Genomic DNA, 26,435 nt, shown 5'->3' on the forward strand with positions numbered 1-26,435 from the left:
CCGTCATAATTAGCATTATGAGGCAATTGGAGTATCGAGTATGTATAAGAATATCCCGAGTCTACCAATAGCAGAGGGGAACGCACTAGGCATTGTTTTAGATGGTTGTATTCAGCAGTACGACAAAGTTTTTGACACTGCGCCATTCAAATCATTTGCTGTGTATTCGGATTACTCAGGAAAGACTAATGGTAAATATCATATTTATAGTTTTCTCTTCACTCCCTTGGACTTTGTAGGGAACTACTATGCAGCAGTAGAAAAGTCACGCATGGTACGAGGTTTAAACCGTGGTGAGTTATCGTTCAAAAAAATGGGTCATAACCCTAAAATGCTTGCAGTAGCTCAGGACGCCTTGCGTCACTCTAATAATTTGTTGCCAGGTTTGCTTGTGAATGTAGTAGTAGATAAAAAGATAAACACGCTATTTTCAGAAGACCAAAGGGGAAGCAAAAACTACTTGAAGCAATCGCTAGAGGATGGTGGTTTTCTTCATTTACCTAAACAGAGTATTGAAACAGCGCTGCGTATTGCCCACATATTTTCTTTTTTGACGGCATCGGTGTTACCAAGCGATAAGCCGATTTTTTGGATGTCAGACAATGAGGATGATTTCTATCCCTCAGGAAATGAAAAAATCCGAAAGGACTTTCTAAAGTTGTTAGATAGGGTGTTACCACTCTATATGTCTAGTGGATACGATTTTATTAATTTCTGTACTCAAGGTGCTGTAGATGTTAAATGGCATCGTGAATTGGTTAGTCTAGTTGACCTTAGTGCTGCGGGACTGAATGATATAATGACTAGCAATGTACTAAAACAACCAATAACAGCTAAGTCAGAGGTAATCGGCAAGTGGCTTTCATTAGAGCAAGGACTTAGTTTACAAAAAATGAACCTTTATATATCTATGTCTGACAGTGGTATCCATAGTGGCAAGGTTGATATTGGGTTTAATGGTGATAAATCAGATATGGTGAAACTTGCATTATAAGAAAGCGTTAAGACAGGTTCCCAACGCATGGCGGCTTCAGTTCAAGCCTTGGGGTTAAGTCCATATAGCACAATGGCTTTGATGAAGGGCTATTTTTTCGTCTAAGTTTGTTTCAGCCTACATTGTTTGATGTTAACTTTATGAAAATGATAACAAACAATTACTACATGGAAGATAAATGTACATTCGTACAGTCGAAATTGAAAACTATCGAGCCTTCAAAAACTTCGAGATCAAATTTTCACCACTAAGCGTAATTATTGGTGAAAACGAAGCAGGTAAAACTAACCTATTCGATGCTCTTGCCTTGCCACTTAACAACAATGACATTAGCTTCAATAAGAAACGGCTCTCGGTATCGGATATCAACCGCGAAGCAATTAAAGAGTTTTACCAAGCGATCATCAACGGTAACGACGAAGATGAGATCAAGCTTCTGATTCCTAAGGTTCGAGTTGAGGTCGAGTTTACTGAGCCAAAGAACATTATTGAAGAAGGCGTTATTGGCAAGTGGATAATCGGAGAAGAAGCCGACGATAGCTACAAGATTCGTTACGACTTCAAGCCCAAAGATACAGAGCAATTTGTTAAGGCTGCCAAGGAGCTACTTGACGGTATCGGGGACATAAAAGATACACGCTGGTTCAACCTGCCAATTGAGCTGTACGATTACGACATAACACAAAGCAACAATGGGTTAAGGGTTAGCTATTCTGATTTAAGACTTATAGGCATCAACTCGATCAACGCTGAGCGTGATGACTTTGCCGAAAGTAACACTCAGAAATCAAACGACATCCTGACCAAGATGTTGATTTCAGCTCTCGAAGATTCCGACAAAGCCAAGATTAACAGCGCATACACTTCTTTTTTCGATGCAATCGAAAACACCGAGACATTCACAAAAATCGTTACACCTGATCCAGACTTCGAGAACTTCTTCGACGAGGTTGTTGATAAGCTTGAATGTATCCCGAACCTGCCTAATTTAAAAAGCATCCTATCCAACATTACTCTGAAGTCGGGTGAAAGCTATCTGTATCAGCGTGGTCTTGGATATCGTAACCTCGTGTACATCTACCTATTATTTGAGTTCTTTAGCGGCAACAAGAATGCACTCAACCTATGCTGTATCGAAGAACCTGAAGCACACCTCAGCGTCAACAACCTCCGCTTCGCAACTGACTTTATATACAAAAGCACACAAAAAGGCGGCTCGTCTCTACAAACGCTAATTAGCTCCCATAGTCCACTGGTCATCAATAAACTTGAGCTAACCAACGTGATCGTCCTATCTGGAAATAATGCGATCCACCTAATTGATAGTAAGAAACATCTTACTAACTACCTTCGTAAGCGACCAAACTTCGACATTCTAAAATTACTGCTGAGCAATAAGACCGTTCTCGTTGAAGGCACTACGGAAGAGATGCTGATTAACGCTATCCTCTATCGCAATAACGAAAATGTTAGCAGTCTTGAAGTTATATCTATTGAGCAAACGGGCTTTACAACTTTCATGGACGTTTGGCTACAAGTCAACAAAGGCAATACTAAGAAGAAGTTAAGCATAATTCGAGATTATGATGACAATGACTCAACCAAAGATAAGCATCAAAAGTATGATACTGATAACGACAATATTCGAGTAAGAACCACTACCAAATATACGCTCGAAGATGATCTTGCGGAGGCTGATGGAAACCTTGGCCGCCTGAACGCACTTTTCAAGAAGAAGTGCAAAACCTCTAGTGATATGGCTGAGTACCTGAAGAAAAGCAAAGCTGAAAGGATGCTCAGGATAGCTGACTCCATCTTAGATGAAGAGAACAAAGATCCGATCTCGTTACCCAAACACATTCAAGAAGCCTTGGATTTCATGAAATGATTGAGATTCAGATAGCTGGAGCTGGCGCAGGTAAGACTCATAGTCTGGCTGAGAAGATCATTGCGCACTACGACTCAACATCGCATAAGAAAATCTTTGCGATTACTTATACCAACAATGCCACGCAGAACATTTCTCAGGCGATTATCAGACAATTAGGATACTTGCCAGACAATATCGTAGTTTGCACAGTTCACACGTTTCTATTGAATGAGGTCATTTACCCTTACTCTCCTTTTGTTTTAAATGAAGTACACACTACCTCTTCACAATGCAAAACGTTTTCAAACTTTCCTGCTGGAAAGTCTGCTGAGAAAAAACAAAGAGAAGCCAAGAGCACCATTTCAAGGCTAAAGAAAATTGGGGTAATACATGTCGATGAAACATATTCTGCTGCATGGAGAGTTGTCGATGAAAACTATTCAAAACACAACAGCCAGAAGAAGAAATCTAAAGTTAGGAAAGTTCATAAACTCCTAAGCAGTGCGATTGACAAGATTTTCCTTGATGAAGCTCAGGATCTAGACGAAACCGCTCTTAAAGCTTTTCAAAAAATCGGCGAGAACTCTGCTGATATTTACATGGTAGGCGATCCCAAGCAAGCAATTGATTATCCGAAAGATTTCAAAGGTTGGTTAGCAAAAAACAAAGCCAACAAAAAAGTAAAAGTGCTGCCGAACATCACGACATCTCGTAGAGTTCCACAGAGGATTCTTGATCTATCAAATACCTTCTGCCCCAAAGGGCAAGAGCAGATGAGCTTGTCTGAAGTCGAAGGACGCCTCACATTCATCACTACAGAAGATGACCATTATGACACTGTACTTAGCCATCACATTGAGAGTGGGAGTTTAGTTAGCATCTTCAGAAAAGAAGGTAACTACTCAACTAAACAAGCAGGATCACTACCCGAATTTGACCCTGAGGTAGAAGAGCTACTTACAGTAAAATTCCCCGAATACGAAGAAGGGGTGGTCATATATTCATTACAGCGTTTCTTTGCATCTTTGCTGTCCAAAAATGACAACAACAGTTCCATACGTAAATTTCTTGCCAAGCTCGAAATCCCGTATGAAAAAGAGTTGTTTAAAAATCTTTGTCGAACTGCTGAGCAATATAGTTCATCCAAGGACAACTCGGCTAAGTACACAATAAGCAGCATCCAGCGCACTAAGGGCTTAGAGTCTAAGGTCTGTGTATTAGTCTTAACACCAGCGATTTTCAAATGCTTAATGCAAGATGCTGTAACCAAGTTCAACAAGACTTGGAATATAGTTTACGTTGCATTAACGAGGGCTGAGTCAGAGCTTGTTGTTGCAGTAGACATGGATTTACTTGGCAACAAATACAACCACGATGACATTGTTAAAAGCCTTGAATCTATTGGGTTTGAAGTGTTAAACCCAAATCATCCAAACCACAAAACAAAGAAAAAATTAGAGTGAACATAGTATTAACCAAAGATAATTGCCAAAAATCTGCTTTGTCCAGATTTTCCATACCTTTAGTTATTCATGAATTGCTAATTTAGGGAGGTCTCTAATACAGAATTGTCCAAAATTTAGCTAAACGACGCAACATTTCATGCAGAAAGATCTACGTAAAGATTAATTCTATCTATAATTGCTCGATTAGCGTGCCAATCAATGTCTAGTTCATTCTCAGGGTTACCCTTTCAGCTTATATGAACAGGAGCCATCCATCCCTTTACGGTAAGTAGAACACCCCCAGAAGTCGCTGTATTTTCCTTTCCAGAGCTTCATTTCACTGCCACAATTCTGACACAATGGACGCTCATCACTACAGCTTTCATCTATACATACTTGAAGACCACTTTTGATATCTCGACTCATTGGGCTTCCACACTTGATGCAAGGTGTCTCTTTGTTTTTGCATCTAGGGTAGAGAGAACAAGACATAAATTTGCCATATTGCCCTACTTTCAACCTTAATGTGCCCTCACCGCATTGGTGACATGAAATCTTTTCAGCTTGCTGCTGAATAAGTGAAGCATCAAATTCATTAGTTTCCACTGGATATCTTTCTTGAACCAACTCTGTTACAAACTCACTAGCATCCATCATATCAACGAGTAGATAAGCACGGTGTTTTGCTCGGGTTAGAGCAACATAGAACAAACGACGCTCTTCGGCATGTTCAAACTTATCTCCTTGCGGTAACAGTGCATCCATAAGCGGTGGGGTTTGTTTTTGAGATGGAAATCCATGCTTTCCCGAGCTCAACCCCATTACTATGACATATTCGGCTTCTTTTCCTTTTGAAGCATGGAACGATTGGTTTTCAATTTCCAAAGTAGGAAATTTATGTTTTAGGGTTCTTAATTGATGCAAATCAGGAAGTTGATACCAGTAACGAGCAAGAAAATAGACCTTATTCTTACTCGCCTTCTTGGACGCCAGTACTTGGTTTGATATTGAAGAAAGCGTCTTTTCTAGCGCAGATAATCCAACCTCATCACTGCCTTGGCGAACAATACTTACCGCAGGAGTATTCACATGGACTAGTGAGTTGATCTTTTTGTTCAACTGAACTGGGTTTTGAGTGACGAATCGAGTCGCTACGTCCCCAATAGAGTTGTTAAATCTAAACGTCATATCCAGCGTAGTTTCAGAAGTTGAACCGAAGTAGTTGGAAAACTCTGTAGTAAGTCGTACATCGGCTCCGCTAAAGCGGTATATTGCTTGCCAATCATCACCAACACAAAACAATGATGAACCAAGGTAACTATCACGTAGTGCCTTAACAAGCCTAGCCCTCGGTTCTGAAATATCTTGGAATTCATCTACCAGCAGGTACTTCCAAGGAGACAGGAATTGACCTGTTTGAACATACTGTAAAGCTTTACCGATCATATCGTTAAAATCTATGACTTGATGGTCTCGAAGGTACTTTTCATAGTTGTGATATAACGGCATTAATAGTTCGAGTGCTTTAGCTGTTTGTCTAGAATCTATCGACTCTTTGATGATTTTGTTTATACCATCTTCATCCAGACACGCTGCTTTGTACATATCAACTAACGCTCCAAGCAGTTTCGCTAATTCTGTCACTTGACCTAGCTGCTCCAAGTTAGCTAACAGAGCGTTATCAGATACAGGTTGTGTTTCTACGCCGCGCTTAATCAGTTCTTTTTCTAGCGCGGTAAGTAGTTTTCCGTTTTTATGTTGATGGTAGAACACCTCCACATAACCCGTCTGATATTTCTTGTGGGTTTCCCGTTTCCACTTGATACTTGCGTGATAACTCTCCTTATCAACATAAGGGGCCGTGTTTCCGTTTTCATCGGTGCCATAATATTCGATGTAAATATCATAATCAGGAAGGTAGAAATCTGGTTCATACTGACGATATTCACTGGTTGCAACATCAAATCGATATTTAGCTTCATATTCATAGTTGATGCCCTTACGCAACAACCAGTTCGCAATCACTAGCTCACCATAGCTTTTAACTTGCTCTCCCCTCATTGAGCGGATGTCGTTATCATTTAGATACTTAAGATGTGCTCCTTGAGATTCAAAATCCCAAGGGTTTTTATCGACGTAGTAATATGAACTGAAATAATCGAGTAAGTTTTTTTTGTAGAGACTATCGAGCATCAATTTCTCGATTTCATCATTCATCCATTTGGCTTTAACTTTGGCACTATCTTCGAGCTTGGACAAGCTCGGTGCTTTACCCTCAACAGCAGAGATAATCTTCACGCCTAGACTGTGAAATGTACTCGCTTTCACATCATCGAAGCCTAATTTATCCTTGATTCTTTCATCCATCTCCTGGGCGGCAATACGTCCATAAGCAAGCAACAAAATATCATTTGATCTAGCTTGGCCGCTGTTAACTAGATAACCTGTTCTTCCGACCATGACACTTGTTTTACCCGTGCCAGCACCAGCAAGTAGAAGGTTATTGTCGTTATCAGTCACACAAGCAATTCTCTGCTTATTTGTCAGAGGATTCGATTCAACACCATCAAAGAACGATTCAAATTGAGCAAGTTGTTTTGCGACATAACGATTGCGTATCTTATCTATATCCGAAGCATCCCAGTTTTGGATGTTAGTAAGTTGTGATGCCGTTTTCTTTGCCAGTTCTGAAAGACCTTGTACCTTTTTCCAGCCTTTCCAACGCTTTATTTCAAGACTCACAACCGACTGAATTTGTTCAATTGAAGAATCTCTAAGGAAACTAGATGTACATTTTTTGTAGGCATCATTTAGGAAGTCTTGCAAGCGCTCCGCACTTTGATTTGCCCACAATGGAAACAGTTCTTTTGAATACTGATAAGGAGTTAGATAGCCCAGCATTCGATAGCGATATGTTTGACCGCGTGATAGCAAAGCCAAACACCCGCCGTCTATTGAAAGAGTGAGATGCGGTGGACAATCGAGGTGATGCCAATCAAAACGCACTTCATTCCCTCTTTCAATAACACGAATTCCATTGTCATCTACTATAACCTCGATCTCTTTGTTAAAGAGACGGGCAATTGGGTTAGAAGTAAGAGTCCACAAAATCATTGTACGCAGCCAGTTTAAAGTTGATGTATTTCGAAAGTTGCAACCATTGTACGGTAATTGTTGATGAGTTGTCTTTGAGCGTGGTTAAGCACTGAATTGATTTTAAGGTTGGCTGAGGACTACTTTATTAAACTAGATTCATCACTATGGCTAACCGTGTAATGGTTGAGTTAAGATGGTCATTTATTATACGGCGCTCATATGCTGGGGTTTGTCACAGTTCGATAAAGAGGCCTGCTTCACCGAGGATCGTGACACACGAGAGCAAGCAGATGACCTCTAGAACACCTATGCCCCAAGACGAGCTACAACCGCGCTATGTACTAATGAAAGTAAGTTGATTCTTCACTATTAAATCTAATATCAAGGCCCTAAACTGCAAGGCCAGATTTGACGTGCCACGACGGTCATACTGTAATGCTGTTAAGTTCTTATTATCCAATCATTGTCATAGTAAATATATTCATCTTCTTTAGTATGTGTCGACTAAGTTATTAAAAAGTTGGTGGTTTACAGATGGCAGGTGGCGATATTAATTTTGATTGGAAAGAACCCGTACTAGGTGAAGACAGTGAAGGAAATCCAATAGAGCTTTTCCCTATAGATACGTTACACAGAGGTAAGTACGCTAAATTTCTACATGGCTACCTTGTCGATAACTCATCACAGAATGGTTACGTTCTTAATCTGAACGCACAGTGGGGAGCAGGAAAGACCTATTTCATCAATCGTTGGATAGATAGCATCAAAGAAAAGCATCCTGTTGTGTATGTCGATGCATGGAAGCAGGACTATTCAGACGACCCTATGTTGACGGTTATCTCGTCTATTATTAACGCTCTTGAAGTACACCTACCTGATGGGAATCAGAAGGCGATAGCGCTGAAAAATAAAGCTACTCGTTTCTTTAAGGCTGCAGCACCACTACTAGCTAAAGGCTTAATTAAGAAAGCTACGGGTATGAACATCGACGAGATTAACCCAAAGGATGACAACGACTCGTTGAACACAGACCTATATAACTTGAGCGGTGAAGCTGGTGCGGCACTAGCCAAGTGTTTAGTTGATGACCACAACGAGAAGTTAAAGACCGTCGAATATCTTCGTGAAGACATCAAATCTCTAATTAAAGCTATCGACCCAAAGAAGAACCTACAGATACCTGCGTTTGTATTTATCGATGAGTTAGACCGCTGCCGCCCAAGTTACGCTGTCGAGATGCTAGAGGTAATTAAGCACTTCTTTGAGCTGGAGGATATTGTTTTTGTTGTGGCGACGGATACTGCGCAACTACAACACGCGGTTAAGGCTGTTTACGGTGAAGGATTCGATGCGCAAACATACCTCGGACGATTTTTTCGTCGACGCTACTCTCTACCGATTTCTAAGTCGAGATATGAGTTTGTTAAGAATATGATTGGTGAGGATTATGCGATAAAACCTAGTTGGAATAGCTATGCCCCTGCTATTGAGGTGGGCGGAAACTTATGGAATCTAATATCCATAGTTGCGGGTAGATTTAACTTGTCTTTAAGAGATACAGAACAGTTAGCTGATAAGTTTTTAGCGGTACTTAGTAGTGCTGATAAGTCGATGAACCCGTACTTACTCCTAACGTTGTTTGCGCTAAGGGACAAACACTATAGTGTGTATGAATGTTGGGTAGGGTCTGATATTAACGCAACAACACTCCAAAAAGTAATGGAGAGTGCTGGCTTAGATAAAACATCCTTACCCTTACATCGTGGCAACTCGGGGTACTTTGTAGCGATTGAAGATACGGAAGCAGTGGATTTCAGCTTGTATGAGATGTTGTATTGCATGGATAAGTACAGCTCATTTAAATCGTATGGTGATAAGAGTTCTGAAGAGCGATCCTTACGTGCAAACTCTAGAGGAGACGACTACGATGCAGGTGAAAAGAACTATATTCAATTAAACTTTCTAGGGCTAGCAGCCAAGAAAAGTGATTATATAGACTGGGTAGAATACGCTGTTTCTTTTGACGAATAGTAAGCTTAAGGGGTAGTTGATATGGCTAGCTCAGGTATGCCCCATTACATGTTTCTTCCACAGGGCACATATGGTGAGCCAAAAATTTTGCGATACAAAAACTAGTGCCCCCAGAGCATTGAAGACAACTTAGATAATCAACGTCTGGGCAGGATTAATGAGCGTTGTCACAAAGTGCTCGAAAACAACCTAGTTATAATTCTGGCACTTCTTATCTTGTCGGCATACCCTGAAATTTATCCCAACATATCAATGCGTTACAGGTTGTTCGCAACATCGATAAAGGGAATGAGTTAGTGCGATTTCTCATTTTCCTGGAATGCTATGTTATAGGCCAAGGCTCTACCCAATAAAAAATAGTGTGTACTGAACTTTGCACTTTTAGTGTCAGTTACATTTGAGATGTCGTACCATTAAATGTTATTGTCTAAGTTTCATAGTATATAGGAATACGACATGAAAAATGATTTGAATGCTCTAATGAGCTTAGTCAAGGATAAAGATGAGTTCTTCGAAGAGGAAAATAAAGAACTAAATACTCTATTGAGAGGGGTAAGCCCTGATGATGTGCCCGATGACTTCAAGCAAGAACTAATAGATCTTATCGATATGATGTTACTAACGGGGAATGTCTTGACTGTTAATAAAAAGCATGTGGACTTCCTGTACAGTGAATTATCTGATGAGGTAACAAATGATCACTAGAATATTTACCGTAATTTTAACGCTAATATTATTACCAATTTCATTGCTTTTTGGCGTTCTTCGCGGTGCTGTAGTAGCCCTAAAAGGGGGCATGGTTCCAATTGAAAAGGTTATTGAAAAAGGTAGTTTTTTCTTAAAACCACAAATATCCTTAATTGAAAAAACATATGAGAACAAATTCTCTGTGATTACTTGGGAAAGCCTTGTCTACGCTGTAGGTATCGGCGAAGAAATCACTGGTCGTCCTATACTTGACGAAGAAGTATTCCCATATCTGGTTTCAGTGTACGGCAAAGATTTTGAGCCAAGAATCAGTCATTTACTCGACTCACTTCAGGAAAAATATGAGCCAGGCACATTTAACAAAATCAAATCAAATATGAGGTCATTGGTTAAGGCTGATGCTCAAAATGGAATGATTAACTGTAGCAACTTTTTAGTTACGAATGCACAAGAGGTCCATGAAGATTTGCAGAGTAGAATCAATGCGTTTAACTCATAATCCTTTGTCCAGAATAATACTAATAAGGCCAATCAACAGGAAGCTGAAATGCTGCGTCTATGCTGGCGACGTTATCTTGTCCATGCATCAACTAATCCGCCAATAGCTTCATTAGCAGATTTACTGGCACGAACATATCCAGCACCTTCTTAGTCTGAATCTTACCCGTGATCACAACTTACCCGTGGCACTTTCTAGCTCGAAAGTGCCCCATTGCGCGTTAGGAAGAGAGTTGAGCGCAAGTTCAAGCCCTGCTATTTGACTTACTTTTCCTCATGCCTAGAGTTCCAACAACGTAGCTAAATTTTCTAGTCCACAACAGACTGACTTTCAATAACAGTTACGCACGAATATTTTGTTCAACTAGTTCTAGGCCATTGAATAGTAGAGAACTAAAGGGAAGTTTTTGACTGATAACGAGCCTTGAATCGGAAGCAATGTGTGCTTGCACGGTTTTCAACTAGAAATTGGATTTGAACTGCATTATGTATGCTTTTCAGTTGGCTAGGTAAGGTTCTTGAGATATGCTAAATACATCAATTCGTGCCGGTACGATACTAAAATTGTAGGGATAGTAATGAAACCTAGTGCCTTAATCTCGCCTATTTTACTTGGGCTCTCATTCTCTTCTATAGCCTCTACGCCTGCTTTTGACCACAATAGCAAAATTGGAATGTGTGCGGGCTTAGCTAAAATCGCTTCCATAAAAGTTGATCAAACAAAGCTAGCATCTGCCCTCGATAGAAGTGAAGGGCAAGATAAAGTTCTAGGTGCCATGACTTATGGTGGTGGGTATGCAATGGGTAATGTGGACATGTTCCAATTACTTAAACCTAACACAAAATCAAAACCAGAAGTTACCAAGTTAATTTTCCAGCAAACGGGTTGTAATATTTACCAATAGGTGCGGAATTGATCTGCTCCAGCAATACTGGACAACTCACTAAGTGATTTTTCAATACGAAAAGTTATCCGTGTGAAGCTAAATTAGTACATAACTAAACACGGAAATGTCCAGAAACTGCATAGATACGAACCTCATAGACAATTTGGATAGCATAAGACGCTATCACTACGTTATTACTTAAAATCAGGCTGGAATCACTTACCTCACATAACCTACCTGTTAAGTTCTTAATAAGCATACCTAAACCCAGAGCTTTGTTCATAACTTTTGAATTTGCCGTTACTTCACTCTCCCGCCATAAGCAACATCAGTATTACTTAAAGTAAACTCTCTTATTATAAGTCTTTCTTCTGGCTCAGTGCTGCAATAAGTTTCTTTCTTTCGCTCTCTGTCATTTCATAGATCATGCACGCCAGTTCAGCAGAGCTTTCATCTTCACAGAAGAAATAATTGAGCGGCACACCAAGCTCATCGGCGATTAGCTTTAAGGTTTGAACATCTGGGGCGTGCTTGCCTTTCTCGTATTGATTCATTCGAGGGCTTGCTGAACTTGCATCCATACCTATGCTTTCTCCCAGGGATTTTTGAGAGAGCTTTGCTTTTTTTCGAGCTTGTTTGAGTCGCTCTGGGATTGGGTTTTTAAATGACACTTAGATTTCATTTCTCTGATCTCAAGTTAACTAAGATTTTCTTAGTTTTATGGATTTCTGTATACTAAGCAATCCTTAGTTTTTGGTTGGTGTAATTTTGGAAATGAAACGGGCTCGAAGAATTAGTGCTGTCATGCACAAGTTATTGATAGAAAATGGGTTAGATGGATTCACCGTGCTAGAAGCGAGAGATTTGTGGCTATCCCTTGATAATGTGGACTCCAATTCTGCCGAAGCTCACAAAAAGGTGTACCGAGCAATTTTTCACTTTGAAAAGAAAAGTTGGTTGCGAAGTGAGGGCTCAGGCCGGAAAAAACGCTACTTTCAAACGCAACAATTTAAAGAGTTACATAACAATGTAACAACGAATAACCAAGCGGATATGAAGCCTAAAGTACCCATTCAAAACTATTCCATTTTAAGCAATGAACGTAACGAATATAAGGGCGAATTGGAAATAATACTTGGGGAGATTGACGAGTATCAGTCGATCGTATCTCGATTTCCTGAGCTAGAGAATAAACTGGCCCCTTTGCATCAAGAGGCTAAAGAGCGCGCCGCTTTATTGCTCGGAAAAGTGAACGTTTTAACAAAGGTTCTTAATACTCTCTATGAAGGAAATGAACAGTGTTAAGGAAGTGGCAAAGTGAATGCTCTGACAGAGCGTTGAAAAAATATCAATCCAACTGCTCCCATTTCTTTTGCCAAGCTACACCTGGAGCAGGTAAGACAGTGCTTGCCGCTAATATTGCGTCAAGGTTGTTACAAAGTGACATGGTAGACCTTGTATTGTGCTTCTCACCATCGTTGACGGTTTCTGATGGTATAAAAAGAACCTTTTCGTCGAGACTTAAGTGTACGTTTAATGGTGGCATGGGATCTGTCGGGCAATCTTTAACATACCAATCTATCCAATTCCTCAATGACGAATTTTGGCAAACATTGCGGAATCACAGGGTCTTTGTTGTCTTTGATGAAATACACCATTGCTCTGGCTCTGAGGTTGAAAATGCGAACATTTGGGGGCAGCAAGTTCTCACTAAGATTCAAGGGCTTGCTACTTTTACCCTCGCACTTTCAGGTACACCGTGGCGTTCAGACTCTTTACCCATTGTGATGGGTGAGTACAGCGACCCAGACGGACAGCTTCTTGTCGATTACCAATACACTCTTAAACAAGCTATAGCTGATGGTGTTTGTAGAACGCCCAAAATCGTCTTGGTTGATAATGAACACTTGTCTGTTAGTAGTAGAGAAAAAGTCGAATCCTTTTCATCAATATTAGAGATGCTTAAACAGACAAAAGCATCCTACCAGAGTGTTATTCACAACCAAGAGGCGATGGAATATCTACTCGGTTTAGGATGTGAGCAGCTAGAAAAAGTACGTCTCAGATCACCCAATGCCGGTGGGCTGATTGTTGCAGCTTCGGTTCAACATGCGCAAACAATCAAAGAGATACTATCTCAAAAGTTTGGGCAAACCGTTTCTATCGTCACTTATCGACATGAAGAGCCGCTAGCAGAAATAGAGCGTTATCGACAAAGCGACGCACAATGGATTGTTAGTGTAGGTATGATCAGTGAGGGTACTGATATTCCGCGCCTTCAAGTATGTTGCCATATGAGTTCAGTCAAAACTGAATTGTATTTCAGGCAGGTGCTCGGACGAATACTTCGTGTGAATAATACAATAAACCAACAAGCGTGGTTATTCACTTTTGCAGAGCAAAGCCTGATTGAGTTTTCTGAAAGGATTGAACAGGATATTCCTGAGTCTCGTCTCTATGTAAGTATGGGGAAACCTATCGAAACAGAGTTCTCTGGTCGACGAAATAGCTTAAGTGTCGCGCCTCCGCTTGAGCCCCAAAACAGCGCGAGAACAACAGTATCTTGGGAAAGCAGTACAGAAAGTTCAAATAGTCTCTATGGAGCATTAGGAATGTTTGATGAGCTTCGACTTGGGGCATTTAAGCAGAGAGTGATCTCGGCTTTCTCTTCCATGTAATTGAAGAAACCATAGGCTACATTTTCACTAAAGGCACATTGGGGAGGCCAGAATGAATTACTTTGCAGAGGACCCCTTCTAGGTAATGTAAACCTGGAGGGCAAATGAAACAGCTAAAACAGCAGTACCGAGAGCGCATTAAATACCAGCGCCAACACCTTTTGGATCTTTATCCGAGCGTTCGTAGTGGAACCCACAAGCACTTTTCTACCAAGCAGGAAAAGAGCTATTACTTTCTTCATAAGATTGAGTGCAGAGAGTACCCAGTTAAGCTGCGCGCCACGCGAGGAAGAGCATTAGCTAACCCATGGGACGACTACCCGTCTTATGTGTATGGCCTAGCAAAAAGTTGGAAGTATAACTCGAAGCGCCAAAACCAATACTACCGATAACCCATCAAAGCTCTCAATTCTGGAGAGCTTTTTTATGCGATGTGCTCTCTCAACTCGAAGCCTAATTATTAGTAATACCATAGTGTTATTAGGTTTAAGTTATTGACTTTAATTACTAATCCTTTGTAGTTTACGCGGGTGCTTCTTAAGTGATTACCCACATCGCAAGTTGCGATGCGCAGGTTGCGATGCGCAGGTTGCGATGTGAAGTTAAAACCACCTGAAATATTGCTTTCTGTAAGAAGGGGGATACGTGCTTCTGATTAACACACTATAGGGGCAGACTATTGTGTTGACTGCGCGAAGCGACACACTTTTGCCCCTAAACGTTTAGAGCATAAGAAACTATCAATAGATTAATTTGTGTGTAAGCCTGTTGCACCAGTTTTTTTAGTCCCAGATACGACAAAGCCACAGGCAATGCCTATGGCTTTGTAAACAGCTACAGAATGTTTGTCATTCAAAACGAAGAGGGAACACATTCTGTGTGCAGCGTCGGGTGTTTTATCACCAAAGTATATGGAAGGGAAAGCACCTAGACTTATCATATGTCCTCGGTGGTCTGCTTTGCAATTAAGCCAAGTTCAATTCGATACAATTACTTCTGGCCAGACAGTAAATAGTACATCCAAGAAAAAGCAGGGATACCCGAGGCTCTCAACGTTAGTTTAAAGCTAAGAACTGTATGTGGCAAGCTTGCTTCTGCCCCAAACCGTTTCAGAGCGTGTCGTTTTGGCAATAAAACTAGCTAATGTGCAAAATATGCACATTGCTTATCAAGCAACTACCGAGAAATTACGTAGTTGCATAATTTGCAACTACTCCTATAAGCCCCGATTTTGCAACGGCCTGTTGCAAAAATCAGTCTGAAACACTTTTGTCCAGAGGCTTCATAGACCTGAAGTTTTACTCGTGGCACTTTTCTCAAAAAGTGCCAGCTAGCTCAGATCTGCCCCAAAACTCGCTAGATCAAATGCTCTACACATTTTAGTGGCGTGCGTTTTCCCTACAAAACCTAATATCAAGTTCATGGCTGATTTACTTACCATCTTTACCTTCTTTTCTACATATCCACATAGTTTATTAAGTTTGATTGTTGTTTGAATATGGAAAGTGGCATGTTTTATTGAGCTTTTGGTCTCGCTTTGTCGATGGTTGACTTTTTAAGCTATTGTTTCTTAGTAGGTTTGTGGTTTTCATGTCTTGATATAGCTCGCATTGTTAAAACGTGATAACGCGCCGGCGCGATTTTATGTGAGGATAGAGTACACAATTTTAATGTATTTTCTTTAATTTTTAGTGACTTATGATAAATTAATCGAAAGTCGAACAGGTAGAAAAACGAGACTGCCTGTTATTAAGAATGTTAGGCTTCTCGACATCATAAGGAGTAACCATGTCGCAAACGGTAAGGCAACATTACGTACCAAGAGTTTATTTAAAAGCCTGGGCATGTCCAAAAGGAAAGGTCGAGGTTCTAGATAAAAAAACAGGGAAAATTTTCACTCCCGCAGTAGAGAACATTTGTCTTGAGAAGTACTTTTATGAAAACCCAAAACTTCCTCCAACAAATGAAATTGAAAATATGTTTTGTGATTATGAAGGGAAGTTTGGGAAAACTAGAGATTTTTTGTCTGCTATTAAAAACAACGCTATCGAATTGTCTCAGCCTATATCAGAAACATTAGCCAGTGCACTAAATGCATTACCAGATCATTTACGAATATTAAAAGAATTTGCATGCATTTCATATTTTCGTACACCCAAAGCCTTTCAGGAAATGCTAAAACAGCTAAAAACAGACAATAATCCTGAAGCGGCAAAAGCAATAAAACAGTTAGAGTCCCCTTATGCTCTTAATAAGCAAGCCTTTGAATCTACAATATTGGAAAGGTTTAAAAAAATGCATATTGCTATTTTATTCAGTGAAACGGATTTAACTACAGGAGATACACCGTGCATTCCGCTAGCGGGAGGCACAGGACATTCAAATTATGCTTATGATATAGGAAGGCATGAAGCTTCATTTGCAACTATGGCTATTACATCAAACATTGCAGTCATGTTCATGCCTAACTTAACAGCAGATAATCCCATTATTATTCCAAGAGATATGCCTAAAGAGCTGTCTCTCCAACTAAATGAAATTATTATGGAGCACTCTCAGCGTTGGGTGATAAGCACTCCAAGTATAGCAGCCTAACAAGGCTACATGGATTCCCCCGGTTGTCAAACATCCGCTAAACTTATGTTGATGGGTTTTGGACTGCCGCTCTACATTCGGCCTACTTATCGACGATTCGCATACGTCGTGGCCCTGATGACTTGCGCGACTGCGGTGCCTTATTCGTTAGATGACATCTAGTGTGTCCGCCGCATTAACAGGCTCTCCGCAAGTGGTCTTAACCTATCTCCATCATTAGCGTCTGCAATGACCCGGTGGGTTTAACTCTTTATGCTGCTTAGTTTTTTACTTAAGCAGCATAGTTTTCGTATTCTGTTTGATTGTGTAAAAGCGACCATATAATTCGTGCGTTCTTCGCGGCAAGTGCCACTATCGCTCGGTTCATTCCTCTTCGTTCTAGAACGCCTCGACACCACTGACTTAACTTATCTTGCTTGTCGCCAAGGTTGGCAATTACGGTCCTTGCGCCATGAACTAATAGTGTTCGTAAGTATTTATCGCCATGTTTGGTTATCCGACCTAAGCGTGGCTTTCCTCCCGTCGAATATTGTTTTGGTACGAGTCCTAGCCAAGCAGAGAAATCACGGCTTTTATCAAATTGAGAGCCGTTACCTATCGAAGCAAGTATCGCAGTAGCGGTTTGCGGTCCAATGCCCCGAACTTTCATCACTCGTTGAACATTAGTGCTGACCTTAGCAAAAGAATCGAAGACTTGTTCAGTATCGGCGATACGTTGATTCAATTCACCAAGGTGGCGATAAGCATCGGCAATCACTGTTCTCGCGAGGTGTGGTAGTTCATTTTCTGCGTCTTCCAGCATTAAGGGAACCTGTTTCATTAATGAAGAGCGGCCAACAGGAATGGTTAACCCGAACTCAGAAAGTAGGGCACGCATGCGATTCATAAGCGCGGTGCGCTCACGAACCCAATGCTCTCTCATTCTATGTACCGATAAGATGGCTTGTTGCTCGGGGGATTTTACAGGCACAAAGCGAGTAGATGGTCGCTGAACAGCTTCGCAGATAGCAACAGCATCATTAAGGTCGTTCTTTCCCTTAGTTCGATAAGGAATTACGTATTTAACAGCCATAATGCGGGCGTCGTGCCCGAGTTTATTGAGTGTTCTTGCCCAATAATGTGCACCACCACACGCTTCAACGCCTATACGCATGAGTGGCATATTTGCTATTGTAGTCAGTAGTTTAGAGCGAGTTACCGACTTATGAAGTATGACCTTACCATTTTGGTCTACGGCATGAAGACTAAAGTGGTTTTTAGCTAGGTCGATACCGCAGAAATAAGAATAATCAGACATGGTGCCTCCGATGCATTTAAGTACCACATAAGTGTGGCAGATCCTCGGTAGGGGGAATCCATGTCATTCGTTATGTTTTTCTGGAGTCAGATTTGGAAATTGCAAAATTAATTGATACTGGTTTTTCTACTGCTGATGCTGAATACCCTGAAATCTTTCAGGTTGATGGTGATGTGATCTTAAAGTTTCGTGATTGGCGAGAGGAAAAGGTAGAAATCTTCTTTGCAGACCCAATTGCAATGAAGTGGCAAATGGCTGAGTCTTCTTTAAACGGAGAACGCTGCGATAGTTGCTATGAAATTGAACAGTCTAATTGGTTGAAGTTGCATATTGATCAAGATGAAGTATCCGAATCCGAAGGCTACAAACACTTTAAGTTTAATTTCAATGAGATTGGACAGTTTGAGGTTTTAGCTCTCAACTATCAATTAAAAACATAACAAGGAGGCCTTGTGGGAAAATTAGTTAAGCCGATTATAGTGGTTGTAGTTTTTCTAGTTTCAGTTTGGGGATCAATGTGGTTAAAAAACAATGTCAACTTATCTGAAGCGTCATTTATGGTTCTCATTACTCTCGCGGCTATTTTTAGCATTCTCCTGCCAAATTTGAATCAGTTAAAGTCATTCTCAATTACTCGAGGTGAGCTGATTCTACAAGAAATCAAGGACAGTGAAGTTGCGGTGAAAGAGCTCGCTTTAGCTACACTAGAGCTTGTAGAAGCAAGCACAGAAGCAGCAATGGTGACCAGTGATTTTGACGAAGAGCGATACAAAAGGGCTATTGAAGAACTGAAGTCTTTGACAGCTAAAACATAACAATAAATTTAATCAGATTTGTAACACTTGGCATTTTTGCTTTGAATTAGCTTAAGTATTTACGGCACAATGGTTTAGGTGGGTGGTAGTGTTACTCACTACTTAATTTGGCGTTAGCCGTTAGAGTCAAGCTTGGAGATAAAGGTAATTAATGCGACAAGAAGAATGGTATTTATTTCAAGAACAGATATGCCAGCACTTTAGGTCTATCGGTGCTGAATCGGAAACCAACGTTTGTTTGAAAGGTGTAAGAACCGAACATGATGTAGACGTGTATGTAAAAACTAAATTCTTAGGCATTGATTTACAATGGATAATCGAAGCTAAACATTGGAAGCGCAATGTAAACAAGGGACATGTACTTGCACTACGAAGCATTGCTGAAGACTTAGGTGTAGATAAAGCATTTATAGTTTCTAGTAGCGGGTTTCAAAGTGGTGCTATGGAAGCTGCAAATAATACAAATATAAAGTTGCTGACTTTCGACCAACTTAAAGAAGAAACTAAAGGCTTTGTTGAGTCTGAAATACTCAAAACTTACGAAACACGTTTGGATTTGCTAGAAAATAGATATTGGTCTCATTCCAAAAAAATTCGAATTAAATACGGCCTTCGTCATCATTTAATGGACCATGAGCTTAGATTTACAGGTCAAATGTTACTAGGTGTAGCACGTAAAGCGTTGATGGATGCATCAGATAAAAACTATCCAATATTTCTTGGTACAGGACATAAAGAACACCAAGGAGAATTGTTTGCTGACAACTTTCAGCAACTGCAAAACTGGTTGAACCTCAATTTCAATCACTTCGAGGCAAAGCTGTTAGCATCGGAGTGGGAAATGCATAAAAATGGAGATTATAACCCAGACTGTATCTTGTCTTTGAGTAGTGATGAAACTCCGTCAAAAATGATGGCCAAAGGCATGTATAATGCCGAAGATGACAGCTAACAGGGCGGTATAAGCCAGAGAGGCAACATGAAATATTATAGTCTGGATACGATAGAAAAAGTCTTTTCGTTTGCCACACGATTTGTCCCAGAGAACCACATGGTTTTTCGAGGAGTAATTAACTCTGAATATGAATTGATTTCCTCTGTCGGTCGCCTGCCATTGCTCGGAGATTCGAGCGAGGAGCTTGATAGAGAAAGGGCGCTATTAGAGCAATTCAAGATGAAGAGTGCGCTGCGAGTACAGTGTCAGCCGTCAAATGACTGGGAATGGCTTAGCTTGGCGCAACACTATGGTTTGCCTACAAGACTTTTAGATTGGAGTATTAACCCTCTAATTGCGTTGTACTTTGCTACAGCTCACTCACCTGAAGAACTATACGGAGGAAAGCCCCTGAGTAACTGTGCGGTGTACGGCCTTATAAGTCATATACACATAGATTCGAGTTATCATATTGACCCACTTGATCTAACTCAAACATTGGAGTTCTATGGGCCAAGCATCTCAGAGCGTCTAGTCAATCAAGCTGGCTTGTTTACTGTTCATCACGAACCTAGAAAGGCATTTGACACTGACAAGTTGCATAAATTTGTTATACCTGGTGAGTTAAAACCTCAAATTCAGTCAAAACTTGGTTTGTTAGGTATTAATGAATCAACTATCTATCCTGGTCTCGATGGTATTGCAAAATCACTTAAAACAGAATTTTACAATCATACTACTCGACCATTAGATCTTGAAAAGGCACCTGAATATATGCAATCGCAACTGGGTGGCTTATAACAAGCATTTAAGGTTTCAAGATACTTTTTCTAATCTTGTATAAACATTTTAGAGCTATAGGTCTAAATCGTTTTTGTCCAAAAGCGAGTTACGGAGGCTCTTATACGAGTGTTATACCGATGGTCAAGGAAAATCATATATGCCTAGCGAGTAGTGAGCTGTGCGAGCGTCAGGAGTGGCTTTATTATTTTACTTTACCATCATTCCCCTAAATACCCTTTTAGCAGGGTGATGGTTTCACGCAGTGAGGCCATCGCCTTACAAAGCCTTCTGGAAAGAAATTTTATAGAGCAGTCGTTTTTAATTTGCTACTATTTTTGTAAAGAATAATGGAGGTAATTTTGAACAGAATTCATCCATTAAAGCACTAGGTTTACAAATCTTTCTATTTTCGTAAAGGAAAGTCTAGATAGAAAGGCCTTGTGAGCCCTTGTATACTTGGAAACTCACTCACTCACTCACTAAGTAAGATTATTTTTTAGTGAATATAAACAAAATTCAAAGAGAAAACGGACGTCTAGGCTCACAAGCTGTTAGCCCTAAGCGCAAGAAGCTAACAGGCCTATTGGCTAAAAAGCGCCGCGTTTATCTAGCGGCATAAAACAGAATTACAAAAACGTATACATAATTAAAGCTAGGAGCAAATCATGTCAAACGGTCGTATTTTACACACCATGCTACGCGTGGGTGATCTAGACAAGTCTATCGAGTTCTACACCAATGTAATGGGCATGCAGCTATTACGTAAGAACGAAAACAAAGAGTACGAATACACGCTGGCTTTCGTTGGCTTTGGTGACGAATCTCAAGGCGCTGTGATTGAGCTGACTTACAACTGGGGCACGACTGAATACGACCTTGGCTCAGCTTTTGGTCACGTTGCTATCGGTGTTGATGACATCTACACAACGTGTGATGCAATTAAAGCAGCAGGCGGTAACGTAACGCGTGAAGCTGGCCCTGTTAAAGGCGGCTCTACACACATCGCATTCGTTAAAGATCCTGATGGCTACATGATTGAGCTGATTCAGAACAAACAGGCAAGCGCAGGTCTAGAAGGTTAATCCCTCAACCTCTTTGCGAAGTTGGGCTTGAACGCCTGATGAAATGAAAAAAAGAAGCGAGCACTGTGCTCGCTTCTTTTTTATGTTTCCACGCACGAACAATACCCTTCACCAATTATTATTAACAATCTCACCAATGAAACTTTACATGATAATGATTATCATTTAAATTAACCACCTATTGATTAGTGAGGTAATACAATGATTAGCGAATGGGAAAAACACACGTTACTTGCCGATACTGCATTGCAGCTCGACGATCCTGTACGAAGTATTCTTCACTATCAGCAAGCATTGAACTTGAGCGAAGAAATTACTGAACGCACTGATATTCAGGCTGATGAGCGTTTGCTGATTTCGGTTATCTCTTGCCATAACCTTGCTCAATTCTGGCGATGGGCTGGGGATACAGACTACGAACTCAAGTACCTTCAACTTGCTTCGGAAAAAGTACTGACACTGATTCCGCAGTGCCCGAATACACAATGCTCCAGCTTTATAGATTCTATTGGTTGCTGTAAGAAAGCCCTTATCGATTTCATGAAACGCCATCCCAACCCTAAAATTGCCTCTATGGTTGAAAAAATCGATACCGCGACCAACTGTGAAATGATCGCTCGTTTCCGCTTGAACTAAACAAGTTACGTTAAGACAACGACTTCAAAGTTAAAATACAAAAAAGCCCGTCATTTCGACGGGCTTCTTGATTGGAGCTTTAGATTTTATTCAAGCTAAACCTGCGTTCTACCCAATGAGATAACAACGCGGCGGTTTTGATCTTTACCAATTGGTGAATTGTTGTCGGCAATTGGACGACGCTTACCATAACCTTGCACTTGAATACGGTCTTCCGGTAAACCGAGTGACTTAAAGTACTCTCTTAACGATTCTGCTCTTCGCTCTGAAAGATTCTGGCTAATGCCTTTGCTGTCAGCAGAATCGGTATACGTGGCCACCAGCACCAGATCAATGTCTTGGTTATAGCGAACATAGTCAGCTATCTGGCTTAACCTTTTACGTGATGATTTGTTCAGCTGATCACTATTACGATCGTAATGCAAAATAGTGAAAGAGATATCTTCAAAGCTGTAAGGCAGTAGGTTAGCAATACAGTCACTGAACACATTGTACTTTTCTTGGAACAACACCGACGATAACGACACTTCGATACGCTGATCTCGGCTCTGCCACTCTTGGTAACTGAATGTCGGGTAACGTCCTTTCTCTAGCTCACTCAAGATTCCCCACGCCGTTTGACCGCCAACGTAGCCATCAAATTGTTGGAAGAACTTAATGGTTGTCATGCGATCAGCACTTTCACCCGGACGCCAAGGTGGCGGCATCGAGATCAAACTGACATTACGCGTCGCACCCATTGGGCGGCGCATTTTAAGCTCAAAGTCCAAAATGATTTTTTTACTCGCGCGAGATGAGAACTCAGCATCACCAAAATTTGGAATCGGGTGAACCAAGCGACATTCTAGTGGCGTGTTAGCCACCATCTCCCACGCCGACTGTTGAGGAGATGCTCCATAACGCTTTTCTTGTGCCATGACCGATGACGACATAAGTAGCGAAAATAGCATTGAACCTGTTATGAGTTGTTTCTTCATAAAGTGGAGTATCTCTTAAGCAATTCGTTTAACAATGCAGCCAATTGCCGCATTTTTCTCTCGCGTTTAGATATGCAATTATCAAGCCGAGATGGTGCGGCTAATTTATGATTTATTGACCTTTCCTAGTTTTTATCAACGCTATTATCTGCAATAATGCAGCCTTAATCACACTTATTTGGGCTAACATGACTGTAGAAAACGAAGCTCTGACCCTAAAAAAACGCTTTCGTGGCTATTTTCCAGTGGTCATCGACGTGGAAACCGCAGGGTTTAACGCTGAAACCGATGCATTATTAGAAATCTGTGCCATTACATTAAAAATGGATGAGAACGGAGATCTGCACCCTGCATCAACGCTTCATTTTCACATTGAGCCTTTTGAAGGCGCAAATATAGAGCAGGCAGCATTAGACTTTAACGGAATTAAAGACCCATTTAGCCCATTACGTGGTGCAGTGTCGGAACAAGAAGCCCTTAAAGAAATCTACAAGCTAGTGAGAAAAGAACAAAAAGCTTCAGATTGCAGTCGCGCAATCATGGTTGCTCACAACGCTACATTCGATTTGAACTTCGTTAATGCAGCAAGTGAGCGCTGTAAGCTTAAACGCGTCCCTTTCCATCCATTTGCTACTTTTGACACTGCAGCTCTTAGTGGTCTTGCCTACGGTCAAACCGTTTTGGCTAAAGCTTGCCGCACTGCAGGGATGGAATTTGACAACAAAGAAGCACACTCTGCTTTGTATGATACGCAAAAAACCACAGAGTTATTTTGCGGCATTGTAAACAAATGGAAAGCCCTTGGTGGTTGGCCTCTTGTTGACGAAGAATAAAAAATAGAGTCGGTAAACGTTCACTCGTATTGCCTTCATAAAAAACACAACATCCCGAGAATAATATGAATCCTGTTGTAATTTCAGTTTGCATCATGCTTGTTTTAGCTTTGATGCGCGTAAACGTAGTCGTTGCTCTCACGTTCAGCGCAATTATCGGTGGCGTAGCCTCTGGTATGGGCTTGAACGACGCAGTCGCGGCTTTCGAAAGTGGATTAGGTGGTGGTGCAACTATCGCACTTAGCTACGCTATGCTTGGTACATTCGCTGTCGCTATCTCACGTTCTGGTATCACAGACCTGCTTGCTCAAAGCGTCATTAAGCGCATTCACGGTAAAGAGAACAGTGCGGCATCTAATGGTCTAAAATATGGCATCCTAGCGTCTTTGATCCTAGTGACCATGTCTTCGCAAAACGTAATCCCTGTGCATATCGCCTTTATCCCAATCTTAATCCCACCTCTATTAGGCGTATTCGCAAAAATGAACCTAGACCGTCGTCTGGTTGCGTGTGTACTTACTTTTGGTCTGATTACTCCGTATATGGTTCTACCTATCGGTTTTGGTGGCATCTTCCTAAACAATATCCTACTTAAAAACCTTCACGACAACGGTCTTGAAAACGTAGTAGCAAGCCAAGTACCAATGGCAATGTTGTTACCAGCTGCAGGCATGATCTTTGGCCTTCTTACGGCAGTGTTCTTTACTTACCGTAAGCCACGTCAATACAAAGAAACGTCTCATACTGTTGTTTCAACCGAAGTGAAAGAGATCAACAAGAAGCACATCCTAGTGGCTGCTGCTGGTATTGTTGCTGCGCTAACGGTTCAACTATCGACAGGTTCTATGATCATCGGTGCTTTGGCTGGTTTCATGGTATTCACCTTCGGTGGTGTAATCGCTTGGAAAGAGACACACGATGTCTTCACTAAAGGCGTTCACATGATGGCAATGATCGGTTTCATCATGATTGCAGCGGCAGGTTTCGCGGCAGTTATGAAGCAAACAGGTGGCGTTGAATCTCTGGTTGAAGCACTTTCAACCAGCATTGGCGACAACAAGCCTCTAGCAGCACTGCTTATGCTAATCGTTGGCCTATTGGTAACAATGGGTATCGGCTCATCGTTCTCTACGATTCCAATCCTTGCGACTATCTACGTTCCTCTTGCGGCAGCATTTGGTTTCTCACCAATGGCAACCATTGCTTTAGTAGGTACAGCCGCAGCGCTAGGTGATGCGGGCTCTCCTGCTTCTGACTCAACATTAGGTCCAACATCGGGTCTAAATGCTGATGGACAGCATGAGCACGTTTGGGAAACCGTTGTACCGACATTCTTACACTACAACATCCCACTGATCGTATTCGGTTGGGTTGCGGCTATGGTTCTGTAATTGGGTTCTTTAGCTAAGAATCAATACGCAATAAACCGTAAGTAGTAAGCTGTAAGCTAAAGAAAGACATTGTAAAGACCGCCTCGTGCGGTCTTTTTTGTTCCTGAGATTCATTCCACTCTTCCTTCCTCTTCCTCTCACTCTCAATGAACCGGCAACGCCAAACAAAAAAGGCTTACTCTGATGAGTAGGCCTTGGAAATAATTTGCTTTAATACAGACAACTCTCGCTGAATTATACAGCGGGAACGTTATTCACCAATACTTCGCGAATAGACTTAAGCGTCGCTTCCGTTGAATGGTAATCCAGTTCTACTGCCGTAAAAATACCGTTAACTTCAAGCATTAACGTCGGGTAAGAATGCACACCGATCGCTTCTTTAAAGCCTAACTGGTCATCTAATTCGCTTTCCAATAACTTACTAGAAAGATCATTTTCAAACTGTTGTACATTCATCCCTAGCTCTTCCGCTAACTGCAAATGCGTTTCTTGACTGTGTGGCAACATCGCACGAAGGTAGTAAGCGTGTTGAATTGCTTCAAGCATCGCTTCGTAATGGTCTTGAAAACCAGCAGCGATCACGGCACGACAAGCAGGGTAAGTGCTACGAACTGGTTGGCATTCAGTCCAGAATTCGTGGTTGAACTCAGTACCCAACTTAGCTTCAATCTGCTTCCAGATAGCTTGCAGCTTACCTTTCATCTCTTCTGACATTGGATCTTCAGAATCAGGGGCCAAACCACCGACTACGTAGTTAAACTCAATACTCGCAGGTAGCTGCTGTTTTAAGAGTTCTAATGTTGGCTTATAACCCCAGCACCAACTGCACATTGGGTCATGCACATAATGAAGTTTTACGTCCATTGTTCATTCCTTATCGAGTCT

24 protein-coding genes are annotated in these 26,435 nt (G+C 41.1%); 19 read left to right on the forward strand and 5 right to left on the reverse strand.

The features are described from left to right. Window positions 1–40 precede the first annotated feature (40 nt). The 3 genes from OCU90_RS12195 to OCU90_RS12205 all read left to right on the forward strand — a co-directional run bounded on the left by OCU90_RS12195 (window position 41) and on the right by OCU90_RS12205 (window position 4,327). Entirely contained in the window at window positions 41–994 is a 954-nt protein-coding gene (locus tag OCU90_RS12195; protein WP_099426177.1) for a hypothetical protein, read from the forward strand. Between the two features lie 178 nt (window positions 995–1,172). Next, window positions 1,173–2,882 carry an ATP-dependent nuclease gene (locus OCU90_RS12200; RefSeq protein ID WP_061026006.1) on the forward strand — a complete coding sequence of 570 codons (1,710 nt, stop codon included), beginning with the start codon at window positions 1,173–1,175 and terminating at the stop codon, window positions 2,880–2,882. Next, a complete protein-coding gene (locus OCU90_RS12205; RefSeq protein ID WP_061026008.1) occupies window positions 2,879–4,327 on the forward strand; it encodes a UvrD-helicase domain-containing protein in 1,449 nt (482 codons plus the stop codon). The genes OCU90_RS12200 and OCU90_RS12205 overlap by 4 nt, the downstream gene beginning before the upstream one ends. A gap of 222 nt (window positions 4,328–4,549) precedes the next feature. Here the strand turns inward: OCU90_RS12205 and OCU90_RS12210 are convergent, their stop codons facing one another. After that, the gene (locus tag OCU90_RS12210) at window positions 4,550–7,423 is read right to left on the reverse strand and encodes a UvrD-helicase domain-containing protein (protein WP_061026011.1); all 2,874 of its coding nucleotides are present in this window, start codon (window positions 7,421–7,423) and stop codon (window positions 4,550–4,552) included. 516 nt (window positions 7,424–7,939) lie between these two features. Between OCU90_RS12210 and OCU90_RS12215 the strand changes: the two genes are divergently transcribed. The 4 genes from OCU90_RS12215 to OCU90_RS12230 all read left to right on the forward strand — a co-directional run bounded on the left by OCU90_RS12215 (window position 7,940) and on the right by OCU90_RS12230 (window position 11,547). Continuing rightward, window positions 7,940–9,436, forward strand: coding sequence for a KAP family P-loop NTPase fold protein (locus tag OCU90_RS12215; protein WP_061026013.1), 1,497 nt, complete (start codon window positions 7,940–7,942; stop codon window positions 9,434–9,436). A gap of 456 nt (window positions 9,437–9,892) precedes the next feature. After that, window positions 9,893–10,141, forward strand: coding sequence for a hypothetical protein (locus OCU90_RS12220; protein ID WP_061026016.1), 249 nt, complete (start codon window positions 9,893–9,895; stop codon window positions 10,139–10,141). Further along, window positions 10,131–10,643, forward strand: a complete 513-nt coding sequence (locus OCU90_RS12225; protein WP_061026018.1) for a hypothetical protein — start codon at window positions 10,131–10,133, stop codon at window positions 10,641–10,643. The genes OCU90_RS12220 and OCU90_RS12225 overlap by 11 nt, the downstream gene beginning before the upstream one ends. Before the next feature lie 577 nt (window positions 10,644–11,220). Next, a complete protein-coding gene (locus OCU90_RS12230) occupies window positions 11,221–11,547 on the forward strand; it encodes a hypothetical protein (RefSeq protein ID WP_061026021.1) in 327 nt (108 codons plus the stop codon). Between the two features lie 338 nt (window positions 11,548–11,885). Here the strand turns inward: OCU90_RS12230 and OCU90_RS12235 are convergent, their stop codons facing one another. Beyond that, a complete protein-coding gene (locus OCU90_RS12235) occupies window positions 11,886–12,200 on the reverse strand; it encodes a helix-turn-helix domain-containing protein (RefSeq protein WP_061026023.1) in 315 nt (104 codons plus the stop codon). Window positions 12,201–12,303: 103 nt separating this feature from the next. On the opposite strand from OCU90_RS12235, the gene OCU90_RS12240 reads away from it, so the two are divergent. From OCU90_RS12240 to OCU90_RS12255, 4 genes are all read left to right on the forward strand, one after another. Further along, window positions 12,304–12,834 carry a hypothetical protein gene (locus OCU90_RS12240; protein WP_061026026.1) on the forward strand — a complete coding sequence of 177 codons (531 nt, stop codon included), beginning with the start codon at window positions 12,304–12,306 and terminating at the stop codon, window positions 12,832–12,834. Then, window positions 12,828–14,207 (forward strand): DEAD/DEAH box helicase, encoded by a 1,380-nt coding sequence (locus OCU90_RS12245; protein WP_061026027.1) that lies wholly within the window; start codon window positions 12,828–12,830, stop codon window positions 14,205–14,207. Before OCU90_RS12240 ends, OCU90_RS12245 begins: the two co-directional genes overlap by 7 nt. 104 nt (window positions 14,208–14,311) lie before the next feature. Beyond that, the gene (locus OCU90_RS12250; RefSeq protein WP_061026029.1) at window positions 14,312–14,599 is read left to right on the forward strand and encodes a hypothetical protein; all 288 of its coding nucleotides are present in this window, start codon (window positions 14,312–14,314) and stop codon (window positions 14,597–14,599) included. Between the two features lie 1,396 nt (window positions 14,600–15,995). Next, window positions 15,996–16,802, forward strand: coding sequence for a DUF4238 domain-containing protein (locus OCU90_RS12255; protein ID WP_061026031.1), 807 nt, complete (start codon window positions 15,996–15,998; stop codon window positions 16,800–16,802). A 271-nt stretch (window positions 16,803–17,073) separates the two neighbouring features. Here the strand turns inward: OCU90_RS12255 and OCU90_RS12260 are convergent, their stop codons facing one another. Then, complete coding sequence (locus OCU90_RS12260) at window positions 17,074–18,099, reverse strand: IS110-like element ISVisp6 family transposase (protein ID WP_061026117.1); 1,026 nt, start codon at window positions 18,097–18,099, stop codon at window positions 17,074–17,076. A gap of 92 nt (window positions 18,100–18,191) precedes the next feature. On the opposite strand from OCU90_RS12260, the gene OCU90_RS12265 reads away from it, so the two are divergent. From OCU90_RS12265 to OCU90_RS12290, 6 genes are all read left to right on the forward strand, one after another. Next, a complete protein-coding gene (locus OCU90_RS12265; RefSeq protein ID WP_061024362.1) occupies window positions 18,192–18,539 on the forward strand; it encodes a hypothetical protein in 348 nt (115 codons plus the stop codon). A gap of 12 nt (window positions 18,540–18,551) precedes the next feature. After that, a complete protein-coding gene (locus tag OCU90_RS12270; RefSeq protein ID WP_061024364.1) occupies window positions 18,552–18,914 on the forward strand; it encodes a hypothetical protein in 363 nt (120 codons plus the stop codon). A 151-nt stretch (window positions 18,915–19,065) separates the two neighbouring features. Next, the gene (locus OCU90_RS12275; RefSeq protein ID WP_061024366.1) at window positions 19,066–19,866 is read left to right on the forward strand and encodes a restriction endonuclease; all 801 of its coding nucleotides are present in this window, start codon (window positions 19,066–19,068) and stop codon (window positions 19,864–19,866) included. 27 nt (window positions 19,867–19,893) lie between these two features. Further along, a complete protein-coding gene (locus tag OCU90_RS12280; RefSeq protein ID WP_061024368.1) occupies window positions 19,894–20,649 on the forward strand; it encodes an FRG domain-containing protein in 756 nt (251 codons plus the stop codon). Between the two features lie 647 nt (window positions 20,650–21,296). Beyond that, the gene (gene gloA / locus OCU90_RS12285) at window positions 21,297–21,713 is read left to right on the forward strand and encodes a lactoylglutathione lyase (RefSeq protein ID WP_004734046.1); all 417 of its coding nucleotides are present in this window, start codon (window positions 21,297–21,299) and stop codon (window positions 21,711–21,713) included. 201 nt (window positions 21,714–21,914) lie between these two features. Next, entirely contained in the window at window positions 21,915–22,349 is a 435-nt protein-coding gene (locus OCU90_RS12290) for a DUF2753 domain-containing protein (RefSeq protein ID WP_017076183.1), read from the forward strand. A 95-nt stretch (window positions 22,350–22,444) separates the two neighbouring features. Here the strand turns inward: OCU90_RS12290 and motY are convergent, their stop codons facing one another. Next, window positions 22,445–23,326 carry a flagellar protein MotY gene (gene motY / locus OCU90_RS12295; RefSeq protein ID WP_017084038.1) on the reverse strand — a complete coding sequence of 294 codons (882 nt, stop codon included), beginning with the start codon at window positions 23,324–23,326 and terminating at the stop codon, window positions 22,445–22,447. A 188-nt stretch (window positions 23,327–23,514) separates the two neighbouring features. On the opposite strand from motY, the gene rnt reads away from it, so the two are divergent. Further along, window positions 23,515–24,159 carry a ribonuclease T gene (rnt, locus tag OCU90_RS12300; RefSeq protein WP_017061178.1) on the forward strand — a complete coding sequence of 215 codons (645 nt, stop codon included), beginning with the start codon at window positions 23,515–23,517 and terminating at the stop codon, window positions 24,157–24,159. 65 nt (window positions 24,160–24,224) lie between these two features. Beyond that, a complete protein-coding gene (locus OCU90_RS12305) occupies window positions 24,225–25,550 on the forward strand; it encodes a Na+/H+ antiporter family protein (protein WP_017079305.1) in 1,326 nt (441 codons plus the stop codon). Window positions 25,551–25,784: 234 nt separating this feature from the next. Here OCU90_RS12305 and OCU90_RS12310 read toward each other — a convergent pair whose 3' ends face one another. Continuing rightward, window positions 25,785–26,414: a DsbA family protein gene (locus tag OCU90_RS12310; RefSeq protein WP_061024369.1), complete on the reverse strand. Its 630-nt coding sequence runs from the start codon at window positions 26,412–26,414 to the stop codon at window positions 25,785–25,787. Window positions 26,415–26,435 lie beyond the last annotated feature (21 nt).

It is taken from the genome of Vibrio splendidus (genome assembly GCF_024347615.1).
Lineage (GTDB): Bacteria > Pseudomonadota > Gammaproteobacteria > Enterobacterales > Vibrionaceae > Vibrio > Vibrio splendidus.

What these genes read in the sequence shown, in the direction of transcription:
- OCU90_RS12305 (WP_017079305.1), top strand. Translation starts at nt 24,225, where the DNA reads ATGAATCCTGTTGTAATTTCAGTTTGCATCATGCTTGTTTTAGCTTTG.
- OCU90_RS12250 (WP_061026029.1), top strand. Translation starts at nt 14,312, where the DNA reads ATGAAACAGCTAAAACAGCAGTACCGAGAGCGCATTAAATACCAGCGC.
- gloA (WP_004734046.1), top strand. Translation starts at nt 21,297, where the DNA reads ATGTCAAACGGTCGTATTTTACACACCATGCTACGCGTGGGTGATCTA.
- OCU90_RS12205 (WP_061026008.1), top strand. Translation starts at nt 2,879, where the DNA reads ATGATTGAGATTCAGATAGCTGGAGCTGGCGCAGGTAAGACTCATAGT.
- OCU90_RS12290 (WP_017076183.1), top strand. Translation starts at nt 21,915, where the DNA reads ATGATTAGCGAATGGGAAAAACACACGTTACTTGCCGATACTGCATTG.
- rnt (WP_017061178.1), top strand. Translation starts at nt 23,515, where the DNA reads ATGACTGTAGAAAACGAAGCTCTGACCCTAAAAAAACGCTTTCGTGGC.
- OCU90_RS12215 (WP_061026013.1), top strand. Translation starts at nt 7,940, where the DNA reads ATGGCAGGTGGCGATATTAATTTTGATTGGAAAGAACCCGTACTAGGT.
- OCU90_RS12230 (WP_061026021.1), top strand. Translation starts at nt 11,221, where the DNA reads ATGAAACCTAGTGCCTTAATCTCGCCTATTTTACTTGGGCTCTCATTC.
- OCU90_RS12280 (WP_061024368.1), top strand. Translation starts at nt 19,894, where the DNA reads ATGAAATATTATAGTCTGGATACGATAGAAAAAGTCTTTTCGTTTGCC.
- OCU90_RS12275 (WP_061024366.1), top strand. Translation starts at nt 19,066, where the DNA reads ATGCGACAAGAAGAATGGTATTTATTTCAAGAACAGATATGCCAGCAC.
- OCU90_RS12255 (WP_061026031.1), top strand. Translation starts at nt 15,996, where the DNA reads ATGTCGCAAACGGTAAGGCAACATTACGTACCAAGAGTTTATTTAAAA.
- OCU90_RS12220 (WP_061026016.1), top strand. Translation starts at nt 9,893, where the DNA reads ATGAAAAATGATTTGAATGCTCTAATGAGCTTAGTCAAGGATAAAGAT.
- OCU90_RS12225 (WP_061026018.1), top strand. Translation starts at nt 10,131, where the DNA reads ATGATCACTAGAATATTTACCGTAATTTTAACGCTAATATTATTACCA.
- OCU90_RS12200 (WP_061026006.1), top strand. Translation starts at nt 1,173, where the DNA reads ATGTACATTCGTACAGTCGAAATTGAAAACTATCGAGCCTTCAAAAAC.
- OCU90_RS12240 (WP_061026026.1), top strand. Translation starts at nt 12,304, where the DNA reads ATGAAACGGGCTCGAAGAATTAGTGCTGTCATGCACAAGTTATTGATA.
- OCU90_RS12210 (WP_061026011.1), bottom strand. Translation starts at nt 7,423, where the DNA reads ATGATTTTGTGGACTCTTACTTCTAACCCAATTGCCCGTCTCTTTAAC.
- OCU90_RS12195 (WP_099426177.1), top strand. Translation starts at nt 41, where the DNA reads ATGTATAAGAATATCCCGAGTCTACCAATAGCAGAGGGGAACGCACTA.
- motY (WP_017084038.1), bottom strand. Translation starts at nt 23,326, where the DNA reads ATGAAGAAACAACTCATAACAGGTTCAATGCTATTTTCGCTACTTATG.
- OCU90_RS12310 (WP_061024369.1), bottom strand. Translation starts at nt 26,414, where the DNA reads ATGGACGTAAAACTTCATTATGTGCATGACCCAATGTGCAGTTGGTGC.
- OCU90_RS12260 (WP_061026117.1), bottom strand. Translation starts at nt 18,099, where the DNA reads ATGTCTGATTATTCTTATTTCTGCGGTATCGACCTAGCTAAAAACCAC.